4 protein-coding genes are annotated in these 15,104 nt (G+C 60.3%); 1 reads left to right on the top strand and 3 read right to left on the bottom strand.

Features of this window, described 5'->3' with window-relative positions; all coding sequences use genetic code 11:
- Positions 1-88: 88 nt before the first annotated feature.
- Positions 89-10,561: a right-handed parallel beta-helix repeat-containing protein gene (locus QGG57_06230; protein MDP7007763.1), complete on the bottom strand. Its 10,473-nt coding sequence runs from the start codon at positions 10,559-10,561 to the stop codon at positions 89-91.
- A gap of 1,176 nt (positions 10,562-11,737) precedes the next feature.
- On the opposite strand from QGG57_06230, the gene QGG57_06225 reads away from it, so the two are divergent.
- Positions 11,738-12,223, top strand: coding sequence for a flavin reductase family protein (locus QGG57_06225; protein MDP7007762.1), 486 nt, complete (start codon positions 11,738-11,740; stop codon positions 12,221-12,223).
- On the opposite strand, the gene QGG57_06220 is transcribed toward QGG57_06225, so the two are convergent.
- Entirely contained in the window at positions 12,184-12,699 is a 516-nt protein-coding gene (locus QGG57_06220) for a hypothetical protein (GenBank protein ID MDP7007761.1), read from the bottom strand. The two genes, QGG57_06225 and QGG57_06220, sit on opposite strands and share 40 nt — an antisense overlap.
- On the bottom strand, positions 12,699-15,077 hold the full coding sequence (locus tag QGG57_06215; protein MDP7007760.1) for a DNA polymerase domain-containing protein: 2,379 nt from the start codon (positions 15,075-15,077) through the stop codon (positions 12,699-12,701). Before QGG57_06215 ends, QGG57_06220 begins: the two co-directional genes overlap by 1 nt.
- Positions 15,078-15,104 lie beyond the last annotated feature (27 nt).

The following is a 15,104-nucleotide window of genomic DNA, read 5'->3' as shown; positions in this document are numbered from 1 at the left end:
CGGGTGTGGTGTAGCCTGGTATCACTTCAGCTTGCCAAGCTGAGAACTCGGATTCAAATTCCGGCACCCGCACCAATTCAGGGGTAAATCAGTCGTCCAGTTCCTTCAACTTGGCGAATATATCACCCAGTTCACCATCGTCATCTTCGTCGCCGCTGGACTTTTGCTGCTTCTTTTTCAGCGCGGGTTTCACGACACCGGTTTCCTCTTCCGGTTTTTTATACTCATCGTCAGATGATTTGCCTGCGGGTTCCTGCGGGGATTCCGGGCCGAGTTCGCCAAGTTTGCCGAGCAGGTCGTCCATCCCCGACACGCCGAGGTCGGCCGGCTCTGGCTCGGGCTCCGGTTCCGGTTCGGCTTCCGCTTCCGGCTCCGCGACAACTTCCGTTTCGACCACGATTTCGGCCTCGGCGACCGGGACCTGCTCAGCTACCGCCACCTCGACCGTTTCGGCCGGCGCGGCTGCGGCGGGCGGCCGCTGGCTGCCGCCCGCCAACAGCTTCTGCAGCGCCTTCCCGTCGGGCGGGTCTTCCTCGCGGAAAACCTCGGTGCCGGCGAAGAGCGTCGTCGTCACGCCGGCGTTGCGGCCTTCGGAATCGCGATAGTCAAGCCGTAGCGCGAGGGCGGCGGAGCCCGCACTGCGCGGCTCGAACCAGAGCACCAGCTTGTGGCTGTCGTGCGATTCGATTTCGCCGAGGCGTACGCCGCTGCTGGTCTGCTCGGTTTCCGGCTGCGTCGCGACCAGCTCAAGCAGGGACGCGGTGCGCTCCAGCTTCAGGTGCGCCTCGCTGAACGGTTGCGAATCGTAGTTGCATACCTCCACCTGTACGCGGACATGGCCGGCAACGTGTTCCCAGCCTGCGCGCAGGCCGACCTTCTGGAGCGAGAGGTATTCGTCAATCATCTCGCGGCTGACTTCGCGCGTGCCGTCGAGCAGCGGCTGCAGGATTTCGCGTGTTCCCGAGAGCAAGGTGACGTCACCGTCCCAGCCCGCGAGCTCGCTATTGAAACGGCTCTCCACCAGCTTCAGGGCGTTCGCAACCTGCGAGCGCAGTTCGCGGGTCTCCTCACCGTAGATGACCACGGCGAGCACTGCCTGCTCGCCGCGCTCAATCATGACGCGGTTATCGCCGTAAACGATAGAACCCAGTTGCCCCGCCGCCTGAAATGAGTCCTGCACGAAGTCGTTGATGGCGGTGAGCATACTACCCATTATATCCTGATCGATTGCGGTTTCCTTGAGTGACTGCCCGGATATGAGCCGGCCGTCGTTGTAAATCAGGTAAAGCTCCTCAATTCGATATGGCGGGTGCCCACCGCTGGCGGGCGAGACCGTGTCCTGGATATTGATAATCTGGGTCACCTGCTGCGGCTCGGCCGCCTGGATGCGTGAGACCAGGGAAGCGGCGGCCGGCAGGTGCGAGTAGGTCGAGGCCACTTCGCGAATCATCTCGATATCGACCCCCAGTTCCTTCAGCTCGGAAACCTGGAAATTGTGGAGCAGCGTGTCTGCGAGCGCGAGGAATGAGCCCTTCTGCCGCGACGGACTGCGGTGGTAGCGCCGGGCGGTGGTCTCCCATACGCCGGGCACGACTTCGCGCTTCACTTCCTCGAAGAGACCGCTGTCGACGAACTGCCGGAAGATAGCGCGCAGTTCGGTGCGGAACGGGTTCAGGTCGCCGTGACCCAGAATGACGTCAACCCAGGTGTCGTGCGGGAACTTGATGACGTTGCCGTCGCCCGGCAGGTATGCCAGAGCACGGTTGAAGGTACCCTGATCCATCGAGTCGTTGAGTTGCTCCTGCGCGTGGGCCGAGAGCTGCTCGACCGCTGCGTCGTAAAAGAGGTCGTGGCAGAAGCGCTCTTCCATGGTCTCAGCGAGGAAGACCAGCGAAGTGAGCGCGTGCAGCCCGCCGGGACGGTATTCCTCGCCATCCTTGAGCAGCCGTTGCAGCAATAGCGAAACGTAGTTGTTCATCCCGCGGATGGCGTTCTCCTGAATGTAGTCGGCGGTGAGTGCGCGTAGTCCGCGATGCAGCATTTCGCGAATCATCGACCAGACGTAAATCGGTGACCCCTCGGCGTACTGCACCAGTGCCGAGATTGCATCCTCGTCGTAGCCCAAACCGGAGAAGCCGAGCATCTTGCGGCTGAGCAGCTTCATCTCGCTCTCTGAAAAGAGCGGCACTGTCAGCCGGTCGAACTGCGCCTGGAACTCTGCCGGCAGCGAAGCCCAGTCCGCCTCGCGGGCGCTCAGGATTACGCCTCTAATCTGCCGGTCGGTCAGCGCCTGCACCAGCTCGGTGTTCTCCTGGATGTCGTCGTAGAAAAGCCGCACGCCGAACTTTTCGTGCGCCTTGCCGAGCGTCGTGGTCGAGATGCGGCCGACCGGGAGGCGGGCCATCAGCCGGTCAAACAGCTCGAACAGAAGCACGGTCTTGCCGACACCGGGCTCGCCGATGATGACGTAGTTGCGGTCGGGCGGACCATCCAGCACCCGCTCGACAATCTCGCTGCGGACCGCGTCGAGGTGGACGTTGCCACGCAGGTTTTCCGGCAGCGCCCAGTCGCTTATCAGGTGCGCCGGGTCGACCGGGACCTCGAAGTAGGATGAAATCGCAAACCGCTCGCGGTTGTTGTGAAGATAGTCCAGCTCCTGCTCGTTGCTCGGTGCCGCAAGGTACGCCTCACGGCGGCGCGCCATGTATTCCGCGACCAGCTGCTCGTACCCCTCGAGCCCTTCGGGCGGCAGCCAGGTTTCGACCAGCCGCTGGGGTTTCTGCTCCTCTTCCTCCTCGGTGGCGGCCGCGATGACCGGAGTTTCGCGCGAGCGGAGCAGCAACCCGCCGCCGACAAACAGCACCCCGAGCAGCAGCGCCGCGGCGACAAGCAGCAGGTTGTCTCTGGCGATGCCAAAGAACTCCTCGTCCGGCACCACGACCGGCTGGACTTCGACCGTGAACGAAGTCTCGCTCCAGGTGCCGTCGTTGTCCTGCACGCGCAGCGTGATAGTGTGGTTGCCGGCGCTGAGGCTGCTGGAACTCATCGAGAAAGAGGCGTTGCTCGAGAGCACTCCATCCAGGCTGGAGACCCACTGGAGCTGCTGCACCGTACCGTCTGTATCGCTGAAGGAGGCGTTGAACTCGAGCATCGTGCCGTCAGCGCTGACGACCGGGTCCGGGACAAGGGTGGTCGAGACCTGCGGCGGGATGTTGGTGACTTCGGCCTGTAGCGGCAGTACCAGCCAGCCTGAGCTCCCGCCGTGGCGGTCCTGCGCTTCGAGCCGGAATTCGTAGTGGCCGAGCGAGGCGTTGAAGTCGGGGGCGAAGCTGAAGCTGGCCCGGCCCGAGTCCCAGTCCGGCGCCGAGAGGTAGGCGGTTTCCCATGCGCCGGTGCCGAGGCGGCGATACGCTGCCTCTAAGCTAAGCTCCGCGCCCAGGTCCGTGTCATCCATCACGGCACCGCTGAACGAAACGCTGCCGCCCCGTACTAGGAATTGCGCTGTGAGTGACGGCTCCGAGAGTCGCGGCCGCCCGTTAACGTAGATGGCGACGGTCGTATCGTCGCTCCAGAGGCCGTTGGAAGCCTGAAGCCGCAGTGTGATATTGTGGGTGCCGTTAGCCAGCGCGACGACCTCGATTGTCGGCTCGCTGCCGAGCAGTCCTGCCACGTCGGACCACCACTCCCATGACGTAATCAGCATCTCGCCGGTCGCTTCGCCCTGCAGGGTGATGGTATCGCCGTCGTGGACCAGCAGAGGCGGGTCGATTATCAGCGCGCCGGGCCGCCGCATCACGACCAGCGAGATGCTCGACTGCGCAGCGCTGCCGTTGTCGTCGACCGCCTGTAGTGTAATCGAGTGGCTGCCGAGGCTCAGGCCGTCGACGCCCAGCTCGAGCTGCGGGCCGTAACCGAGGATGCCGTCTTGCGACGAGGACCAGGTCCAGTTGGTGATGGCCCCGTCCGGGTCGCTGCCGCTGCCGGAGAGCAGCACGGTCCCACCGCCGGTCAGGAAGTCCTCGGGATGGCGTGCGGTTCTGGAGATGCGGATGCTGTCGAGCAGGCCGGCGTACGCGTTACCCCCGTCAGGCGACATACCGAGCCAGGTGTCGCGCTGCGAAGTGTCCGCAGCCCCGGACGGGCGCGAGTCTAACATTACGCCGTCGACCCAGAGCGAGACCATGTCGGCGGAGCGGACCACCGCGACGTGATGCCAGCCGCCGTCGTTGAACTGCGCGGCGGCGGCGAGCGTGAGCGGCATGCCGCCCTGTGTCTGCTCGAAGCGCGGCTCGCCATTGACGAGATAGAGGTGGTGGTTCCAGCTGCTGTCACCGCTGTAGTAGTCGGAAAGCAACGTGCCGATACCAGTGTCGGTGGTGTTGAACCAGAGCTCTATGGTGGTTGTGCCGAACTTGAGCAGCGGCCCCTCGAGATAGATGAACTGGCCGTCGAAGCGGACCGCGCTGCCGTCGTAGCCCGGTGCCCACGACTGTGTCGGCTGCAGCGTCAGGTTGTTGCCGTTACCGCTGCCGTCAGCACTACTGGTGCCGCTCCCCTCGTCCAGCGGCCACCACACCTTCGTCGCCGCGTCGACCGGTTCGCGCATGTCGCCCTGAATTGCGGGGCTGGGGCTCACCGAATCCACCGCAGGGTCGGGCGGCAGGTTGAGCCAGACACGCTGCAACGAGTCCTGCGAGATGCTGAAGCTGGATTCCTGTAAGCCGTTGAACTGGACCGAGACCGTCGCCACCACCGACTCGGGCGTCGCGCTGCCGTTGTAGAGCAGCCCCGCCAGCAGCAGCTCCGGCAGGCGCCCCGCGCCGTCCGAGAGCGCCTCGCTGCCGCCGAAAGCAGGGGTGGCGTACAGCGCCACCCCGCCCTCCAGGAGTTCGACGTCGAGCCAGCTTCCCGGTCCCTCGACGGTGCGCAGCTCGACGGTGAGCCGGTACTCGATGGCGAGGCTGCTGCCGGCCTCGCAAATGACATTGCTGAAAGTGGTGTCGAGCGCGCGATTGCCGATTGAATTATCCTTCAACTCAATGTGGTTGCCTATGCTGCCTGACTGCAGTAGGTTATCGCCGCCGCCGAAGATATTGAGGTAGTCTGCCGTGACGTTTTCGAGCAGCGCGTTTGTCTGGTTATTCAGCTGCAGCACTCCGAACGCCGTATTCCTCAATTCGAGCTGGCTTCCCTCATTGATGTTTGTCCAGTCCGAGAAACTGGAATCAGTGATTGAGTGGCCTGAACCACCTAACCGGAGCGAGTCGCCCGCGGCCTGCGAGACATCGACCCGCTCCAGCACGAAGTCGGAGGCGCCGAACGGGGTGGCGATGCCGTCGGAAGTGGTGTTGCTGACGGTGACGTCGCGTATCTGCAGCCCTTCAGCCGGGGTAGCGACATTGATTCCAATGCCTTCGATATCCGAAATCGTGAGGTTCGTCAGAACGACGCCGTCCGCGTTCACTATGATTCCACCGCTGGAATTACCGACCGAAAGGCCTTGCAGAACCGTCCCGGAAGCGCTGATGGTGAACGCAGGCCCGCTCTGGTTGTTGGCCATGCCACCCTGCACCATCACCCCCGGGCCGAGCCCGGTAATCGTCAGCCGCGTATCGACCGTGACTGACTCCTCGTAGAGGCTGGGCCACACCAGCAGTTCGTCGCCCTCGCTGGCGTTCGCGACCGCGTCGAAAATCAGCCCGTATTCGTTCAGGGTGCGCTGGTTCTGGACCAGCCCGTAGTTCCACTCGTCGGGAATCCGGACCGTCTCGAGATGCGGCCCCGTGGCGTTGAAGTCGGCCGCCCCCTGCCGCAAGCGGAACGCGTAGGCGAGCGCGAACTCGGTCGTTTCGGGGTCGGAACTACCGGCGTAGCTGGTGTGGGCCTGCATCTGCGGCGCGATGCGGCCGTCACCGCCGGTGGTCGCGTCGCTGCCGCCAAAGAAGGGGGTGGCGTAGACCGTTCCACCGTCGGCCCTCAGGCGCAGGTGGACTGCCTCGAATAGTGTGCCGAGGTCTTCGTTCCGCACCTCGATGGTTATGTTGTCGGCGATAAAGAGCTGCGAGGTGGAGTCGCAGCTAATTTCGCCCTGCCACGCGGAGCCGTTGAGGTAGTTGGCGGTCGAGTTCGAGGCTAGCTGGATTGAGCCAGCCAGCGTGGAAAACCGAATCGAGTTTGACCGGCTGTTCTCGAATGAAACGGCAACCGAACTGGCAGTGACAGCTTCGTTGCTGAAGGAATTTCCAGACGCATCATAGAGGCGCAGGGCAATCGCGACACCGGTCCAGTTGTTACCGGTCGCGACAGTCCCGGTGGCGGAATCCAGCTGCAAGCCCTCAACGGCGCCCGAACAGTAGTTTCCTTTCAAGGTTATATAATCTGCACTCAGCGAGAAGCATACTTCGCTGAAGCTGGATACACTGTTTTCCTCGAACTCATTCCAGTCGCCGGAGACGAGGAAACCGATGTCGCCGTTGGTGAGCTGGTTGCCGCTGAACTGGTTGTTGCTACCGGTGACCAGCACCGCGGCGTCCTCGCCAGCGGCGTCAACCACGTTGTCGGTGAAGACATTCCAGGTGCCAGTAGCTTGAATCGGGAAGTCGGAGCCTCCCGAAAAATTGTTGCCGGTGAACTGGTTGTTGCTGCCATAGACATTGATGCCGGATGATTCGCCATCAACCAGGGTATTGTCGATAATTTCGTTCCGGTCTCCATCGACCACAATGCCAATCCACCCTGTTTCGGAGACGATATTGTGAGCGATGTAGTTGTTGTCATAAAGCACCCGGATTGCAGGGAACTCGGTCCGCGTCAAAGAGTTACCAGTCACGTAATTGAACTCGGCATCATCGCCCAGCAGGATACCGGTCACCTCGCTGTCGGAGACTGTGTTATTGTGGATTCGGTTCCAGTCTGAGAAGTAAACACCGATTCCGAAATTCTGCGATGCGTCATTCCCGTACTGCTCGATGGTATTGTTGTCAATCCAGCTGTTCGAACCATAACGTAACTCAATGGCATTGCCGTCCCCAATCTCAAAGCCGTTCTGGGAGGCACGCGCATTATCCACGGTCCAGAGAACCAGACCGTGGGCGTTGTTGTCGAACTGGTTGGAATATATAACCACATTATCAGAGTTAAATATATAGGCGCCGCGGCCGGCGTTGTTGCTGAAGAGGGAGTTCCTGATTAGCAAGCCATCCGCGGCGGAGGCGTATAGGCCATGATGGCCTGTTTCCGCGCCGTTATCCTTGGAGGTTACGTTGTCGAATATTGTGTCGGGCGCGGAGCTGAGCTGGACTCCGCTGTCGCCTCCTGCGCCGGAGAAGGTGCTGTTGCGGACCACGGTCCTGCCCGCCACCGACAGCTTGAGCCGGGCGAACTCGCCACCAGAGGCGGCTGAGTCGAGAAGGGTGTTGTCGTTGGCAGAGTTCCGGAAGTAGAACGCCTCGTAATGGACGTTGTTGACGGTGCAGTTGATGAGTAGGTTATCATCGGAATCCTCCAGGACGATGCCGCTGGCCAGGACTCCATCAGCCGATACCAAGATATCGCGCAGGGTGTTGGAATCCGACTTTTCCAGATATATGCCATAGCCCGAATCCAGAGTGATTTCCAGGGTCAGGTTTGAGAGGTGGGCCTGCTCATTGTCAACCAGCAGGACCAGTCCCATGCCGGAAATAGTTACGTTATCCATGACCAGCCCATCGGTATTTGTTGACCACACCTCCCACCACCCGGGATTTCTGCGGTTGTCAAAGATCCAGCTGTCCCTGACTGATATTGAATCGCTTTTGTCAAGGCGGATTCCGGATCCTCCATTACCGGTCAGGGTGATTCTGTGTAACTCAACGCTGTAGGCATCTTCGAACAGGATAGCGGAGCCGTCGCTATTCAAAACGGTGCAGTCGCTAACAACGCTGCTGGTTGTCTTGTAGAACACTATCCCCTGCTCGGAGCTGTTAGTGACTGTCAGATTGGAGAAGGCCAGATTTTCGTTCTGGAATGCATAAATGCCATTAATCGAGGAATCGTGGATTACCAGCCACTCCAGTGTTACATCACTCGAGAGCCTGTCAAGATAGAGTCCTCTACCATCCAGGACTGTCAGGTTTCGAATCGTGACAGAGTCGGCATCAATGTGGATTACGTAATCATCGCCTGTGCCTTTCAGCAGCACATCCGCGGTGGAATTGCCGGTTATCGTCAGCGACTCCTCGATATCGACCATCTCGGGATAGCTCCCTTTCCAGATGTGCAGCTCGTCGCCGCTGTCTGCCTCGGAGATGGCAGTCGCCAGCGACGAGTAGTCCTCGCCCGAATCGACGTTGCGCACCAGTCCCTTGCGCCAGTGTTCAGGTACATAGATATCCAATGTTGTGGTCTGGTTCAGCTGCTGTGATTTCTCCTTGGCGCGAACGCCAAAGGCGTACTTGACCGTGGTCTCAAAAACATCAGGAGTTGCGGAACCGTTCCAGTGCCGTGTCAGTAGCAGCAGCTGGCGGATAGAGCCACTAGAATCAGTAAGATCATCGCTACCACCCCAGTGCGGCGAAGCGTATGCAGTGCCTGTGCCATCCTCAACTGCAATTTCAAAATCGACAAACGGGTCACTATTCTCTTCCAGGATGCGGAGGCTAAACAACTCCCTCTCACGCAAATCAGCGTCGGTGGATATCGAGATTGATGAGAATGTGGAATTGATGATTGTCGTTTCTCCAGATGTGAGGCGCAGGTCATACAAACCGCTGCCCGAAATCGTCGAATTCTCGATGCGGTGGTTGCTGCCATGGGTGATGTAAATGCCGAACTCAGCGCTGTTCAGGACTGTGTTCGCGAGCAGTCGGTTGGAGCCGCCAGTCCAGGGCGTGATTCCTATTCCGTGCGTGTTTTCAGCTATATAGTTGTACGCAGCCAGATTATTGATGCCGTAGACGCCCGAGCAGCAGCCGCCCCAGAATAGGATGCCATAGCTGTTGCCGGTGACGTTGTTATGGAGGAATTCGCTGTCACGGGCACTGGTGTAGATTCCCGGACCGTTGTTGTCCCGGACTTCGTTGTAGGTGACAATGCTTTCCAGGACCGAAAACAGCCTAATCCCCGCATGCCCATTATCAACAATCTGATTATGGTGGATGCCAAAACCGGAACCGGAGGAAGAAGCGTAGATTCCGCCATTGGAATTATTATGGATATGGTTGCCATAGACCAGCGCGTCAGGGGTGGCGCTGAGATAGATGCCATGCTTGCCGTTGTTGCTGATTGTGCAATTTTCGATGCGGATTCCGGAAGACCCCTGGACATCCAACCCACTGTCGCTGTTCGAATCGATAGTGCTGTCGGCAATCCGAGAACCCCAACCCTTGTTGTCAAAATATAAGCCATTGTAGTTGTCGTGCAGCCTCACGCCGGTCGCGTTCAGTCCTCCGCCGGAGGAGTTTACATGAATTCCATACTCGTCCGACCCGGTGGCGCCCTTCACTGTCAGGTTGGCTATCGTAGCGTACTTACCTGTGACCTTAACTGATGTGTTGCCTGCACCATCAATTATGGTACTTCCAGTCCCGTTACCTAACAACACCACCTCCTTGTCAATTATCAAGTTTTCGCGGAATGTCCCGTTCCAGGCATAGATGGTATCGCCCGATGTCGCGTTCTCTATTGCGGACTGAATGTTGTAATAGAGGACTCCAGAGTGGTTAACTCGAAAATCAGGGACCTTGAAATGTTTGGTATAACTATCCGTGAGGTTCAGCAGGGTTGTGCTGTGCCAATCGACGTAGCGCAGCCGCAACTCCACGTTCTGGACCACGGGAGTCGAGTTGCCATAGTAACGTTGCGTAATCACCTTGATAGCCACCTGATTATTCAACCAGCCCAGACTCCCGCTCAGGGAGTCGCTGCCGTCAAAATAGGGCGAGGCATACTGGAGGCCGTTGCGGTCGGTGACGCGCGCATCGGCTCCGGAGCGTGGCATGACGAAGCGGTCAATTGTCCACTTTGCCTTGCCGTTCTCGAAATCATCCTCGAACAGCGTCTGTCCCCCGTTGGTCACCTTGACATCATCGATGTACCAGCCCTCAAAGGTGGAAACCGAACCGTCCGAGGCGAAGCGGAAGCGCAACAGCACATCCTCGTTGGCGTAGCCGCTGAGGCTGAAATTCTGGAGTACCCAGCCGTTGGAGTTATTGCAGTAGCCCGCATCACCTAGTGCGGCGACACTGCTACAGGAGTAGCCGCCGGCGGGCGTCAGCAGTTCCCATGAATCGCCAGTATCAGTCGAGATTTGTACATGGCCGCCGTCATACGGATTCTCGGTTTCATACCATACCATGATGGCCAGCTTGGGAGAACTGCCGAGCGATATCCCATCCTTCGTAACGAACGAGAAATCCCAGTTGTCTTCATATTCGCCCGCATCTCCATCGCCGTTATCGTTCTTGTCAGGATTTCCCAGCCACATTGCGTGCGTTCCCGAATACGCCGTGCGATTTTCGTCGGTCTGGTTGTCGTATATCTTCCATGACTCGCCAGTGCCATTATCGGTGACCTTGACGTGCAAGCTGTTGCTTATCAGTAATTCAGAGCCGGAATTGATGCTCAGGGACTCTCCGAAGTTAGTTTCATAGAGAATAATGCCTGTTGATGGATCTCCACTGAAAAGGATTGATTCCTCACCTCCGTTATAAAAGCCATCGTTTATGGAGTTGTTATGCGAACTATCCTCAAACACCAGGGAATACTCATTGCTCAAGCCATTGGAAGAATTCAGGTAGTTACTTGTGGAATCGGATGCGAAAAGGTAACCGTGTTCCTCATTTTCGTATGCCTGACAGCTTTTAATTTCATTTTGAGTGGAGGAATTGACTAGCGAAATGCCGGCGCCGTTATCAATAAATTTTGTGTTTCGAATTAAATTAGATGATCCTGCGTGGAAATACAATCCGACGCCGGTGTTCCCTTCAAAATCAGTCTCATAAAATGTCTGGTTAAAGGCATAAAGTGACCTGAAACCAGCATCTCCATTATTTTCGAAAAGACTGTAGTAAATTCTTGCATGCTGACAATAGTAGCAATATAATCCGCGGTTGTCATTGTCACTGAAAGTGGAATTATCTATCCTCAGGTAATAACTGTGCTGGAAGTCAGCTCCGTTGTGTGTTGAATTACTGATTGTACTATTGATTATGTGAATGTAATGATGCTGCTGACCGGCCAAACCTACGTAATTTCCCTCTAGAGTCAGGTTTTCCAAACGTGTTCGTTCACCTCCCTCAATCATTTTTATCCCTGCGAACGGCAAACCCGCCCCCGCACTGCCGTTAGCGCTCGATTCAACTTTCAAGTGACTGATTTCAACATAATCGTGTTCTACAATGAAACCGTGACCTTCCCAACTGGCGTTAACGACTGTTGACGTGCCGTTACCGCGTACAATAATCTGGTCCTCGATTGTCAAATTGTATTCAACATAAATGCCGTTCCAGATACGGACAATATCACCGTCTACAGCCGCCTCCAGTCCGTCTTCGATTGTTGTATAGTCACCGTTGCCATTAACGTCGACAATGATTGTTTCACCCTCTGCTGCGGGAAATAGCAGCAGCGCCGCCAGCAGCGCGAGTGCGACCAGCGGCAGGCGTGGTGAGGACATCGGCTCCCGCCGGCATCCCGGCGACCGGGATAAATATGGGTTCCTGCCGCGTATGCCTCAAATAGTGGTCGTCGATAGGGCAGCATGGCGGTCGATGGCGATACCTTTCGCGCGCTGATGCGGCAGTTCCCCGCCGGCGTCACCATCGTCACCTTCGACGACGACGGCACCCTCGGCGGACTCACCGTCTCCAGCTTCTGCTCGCTCTCGCTGGAGCCGCCGCTGGTGCTCGTCTGCATCGACCGCGGGGTCGCCAGCCACGACGCGATTGCGCGCGCCGGGAAGTTCGGCGTCTCGGTCTGCGCCGACGGGCAGGGCGGGCTGGCGTGGGACTTCGCCAATCCGAAGAAGGACAAGCAGGAGCTGCTCAAGGCGACGCCGCACTCGCTCGCGGACGGCGTCCCGCTGCTCGACAACTGTGTCGCGACTATGGCGTGCCGTATCGTCGCGGAGCACGCGGCGGGCGACCACACCATCTATGTCGGGCAGGTCGAGTCCGGCACGGTTGATGAAGCGCTGGAGCCGCTCGCCTACTGCCGGGCGGGGCTCGGCTCTTTTACACCAGCGTAGTCGGCGAGCCGCGCGAGCGACTGCTCGAGCATGGCCTCATCCAGACTGCCCCGCAAGGCGACCTGGCTGCGCCAGAAAAACGCCGAGAGCCATATCTCCTTCACCTCGGCTTCGCCGTCGGGCAGCGTAAGTCGCCCCACCTGCTGCCAGAGCCCGAACGACGGCGCGAAGACGCATTGCTTCTCGCGCGGCGTGAAACCGGCGGCGAGCAGCTCCTGCTCGAGCGCGGTCAGCAGCTCCTCGCCGCGTACCTGCAGTAGCGTGCCGCGGCCGTCGCGCAGCCGATAGCCCTGCGCCACCAGCCAGAGGCCCGGCAGCGCAATCAGCAGGAAGAGCAGGTCCAGATTCAGCTCCGCCAGCAGCGGTCCCTCGACGGCGTTACGCACGATAGTGCGTGACGCCAGCATCATCCCCAGCACCAGCGCCGCGGCGCGATACCATTCGCGCGATTCGCTGTGCCACTCCAGCGGCGCCATCAGAAGAGCCTCTGCTGCTCGCCTTGCGGTTCACGCTCCGGCGTAGTCGGCTTCCCGGTCGCCGCCTCGTCGCTGGCGGCAGAGAAGAGCGTCGCCTGCCGGCCGCCGGTGCGCAGCGCGCGCTCGTCCCAGCCGAACACCTCGGTGATGCGCGCCAGCGACTTCGCCAGCCGGCCGGCATAGTAATCCCAGTCGGGCACCGCCGGTTCCTCGCCGGGGAAGAAAGGCTCGACGACCATCGGCGTGCGCGACGTGTCGGTAACGATGAACGCTACTTTCATGCCGCTGACGAAGGGGCGGCCGGTCTCGACGAACTTGGCGTGCGCCTGCAGGTGCGCCATCGCCTTCGGGTTCTTGTACTTGCGACCGAGGTTGACCGTCTTGGAAATCACCAGCTCCTCCGGCGCCACCTTGCCGGCAGCGACGCGCGCGACCCAGTCGCGCGCGGTCTCGCGCGCTGCCTCGGTCGAGCCCTCCATCAGCCGCGCGAAGATTTCCTGCAACGCCTCGACCTGCGCCGGGAAGGCGTCACTGCGGCGCGTCTCGTAGCCGCGCACCACCTGCGTTTCGCGCGGCCACACCTGCTGGCCGACGTAGCGCTTCTTGACTCCGTGCGAGAAAAAGGGGTGCAGGATTTTCTCGAACTCCAGCTGCCGCGCCCCCCCGGAGTAGCGCGCTGCGATGGCTTCCCCGAAGGCGACTGTCTTGTCCAGGTTGCCGTGCGGTGAGCCAAAAAAAACCGAGTCGGTATCGCCGTAAATCACTGCGAGGCCCTCGGCCTCGAGCTCGGCGATGATGTCGCGCACCGCCTCGCGGGCGTAGGCGGTAATTGAGGCGCCGATATCGAGGTTGGTGAAGCGATAGAAGTAGGACGCAAAGACGCCGTAGACCGAGTTCATCAGAATCTTGATTGCTTCCTGCACCCGCTGGTAGTGCTCCGCCTCGGCGCCCGCGGCACCCGCCTGCCGTTCGCGCGCCGAGTCGCGCTCCGCCATCAGCCCCTCGAGCAGCTCCGGCAGCAGCCCGCGCCGGATTTCCGGCGTCTGGAAATTGACGCCGTGCGGTGTCCTGATGGCGCCATCGTCGGAGAGCGTCGTGAAGCAGAGGTTGCGGTCGATGATGATACTGGGATACATCGACTTGAAATCGAGCACGCAGACCCAGTCGTACAGGCCGGGCTCGAGCGCGTGGACGTAGCCTCCTGCGATGTGGCCGGTGCGCCGCTGGTGGCGCGTCAGCGGGACGCCGATACCCTTGCGGTCGGCGGCGCGAATCATCAGCGAGTCAATCAGCGACGAGGTGCGGCCGTTCAGCACCTCCTCCAGCGGCAGGCGCGCGACCGAGCCGAGGTGCTGGAATTTCTCGAGGACGCGGATGTGCTGCATAATCTCGAACGCGAGCCGCGCGTCCTCAAGGCAGTAATCCATGACGCGCTGTGGGTCGCGCTCCCACTCGGCGTCCATTTGCTGCGGGTTGACGTCGTGTTTCTCCCGCCCGAGCAGCTGCTTCGCGACCGCGTTGAGCGACTCCTGCCGCGGCCGGATTTCGCGCTTGACGTTCCACCACGCGTCGGCCACGACGCGCCCGCGCACCGCCCAGGTGCGGTTCGAGCGCTGGTCGGCTTCGCTGCCGTCACGCCCCAGCATCAGTTTCATCCCGTGCAGTTTCGCCCGCTCCTCGAGCAGCGGCAGGTCGTAGCCGTCGATGTTGTAGCCGGTAATCACGTCGGGGTCGTGCTTTGCGACGGCAGCGGTGAAGCCGGCAATTATGTCGGCTTCACCGCCATCCAGCATCTGCTCGGCGACCAGCTCGCCCCCATCGTGGACCGTGAGGCAAAGGCAGAAGATGCGGCGGTCCAGCAGCGAGTTCTCGACGTCGAAACTCAGGACGCGCAGCGGCGCGGTGAAGGTCTCGGCTGGCGCGAGCTTCGCGGCGTCGATGACCGGGCAGCTCCAGCCCCGCTTCTCGAACGGCTCGCCTTCGACCGTGATGCAGCCGCCGATGTCGTGGTCGTAGAGGTAGCGAAAGTGGAAGGGGATGTCGGCCGCCAGCACCACCAGCTCGCTGGCGCGCAGCCAGTCGCGCAGCTGCGGCACCTTGCCGGGGTGCCACACCTCGACCCGCAGGCAGTCACGCTCCGCGCCGTCGACCCAGAGCCGCTCGGGGCGAGTGGCGCGCACCTCGGCATGCGCCTCGATTTGCGCCACCATTTCGTCCGGCGGCGCGACGACCTGGAACCACGGCGGTTGCGGCTCCGTGCGCACCGCCATGCTCCGGCCGTCGGCGGTACGGCCGTAGAGGTAGACGACGGTGATGTTGCGGCCGTCGATGACTTCGGTATGTGAAACAGCGTTGAGCAGCCGCAGGGACGCGCGCACGAGCGGCGAAGCTGGGCCGGCTTTATA

Source organism: Candidatus Poseidoniia archaeon (assembly GCA_030748895.1).
Classification (GTDB): Archaea; Thermoplasmatota; Poseidoniia; order MGIII; family CG-Epi1; genus UBA8886.
Note: the sequence above shows the minus strand (reverse complement) of the source record. Positions and strands in the feature narration are given on the sequence as shown.

What these genes read in the sequence shown, in the direction of transcription:
- QGG57_06225 (MDP7007762.1), top strand. Translation starts at nt 11,738, where the DNA reads ATGGCGGTCGATGGCGATACCTTTCGCGCGCTGATGCGGCAGTTCCCC.
- QGG57_06220 (MDP7007761.1), bottom strand. Translation starts at nt 12,699, where the DNA reads ATGGCGCCGCTGGAGTGGCACAGCGAATCGCGCGAATGGTATCGCGCC.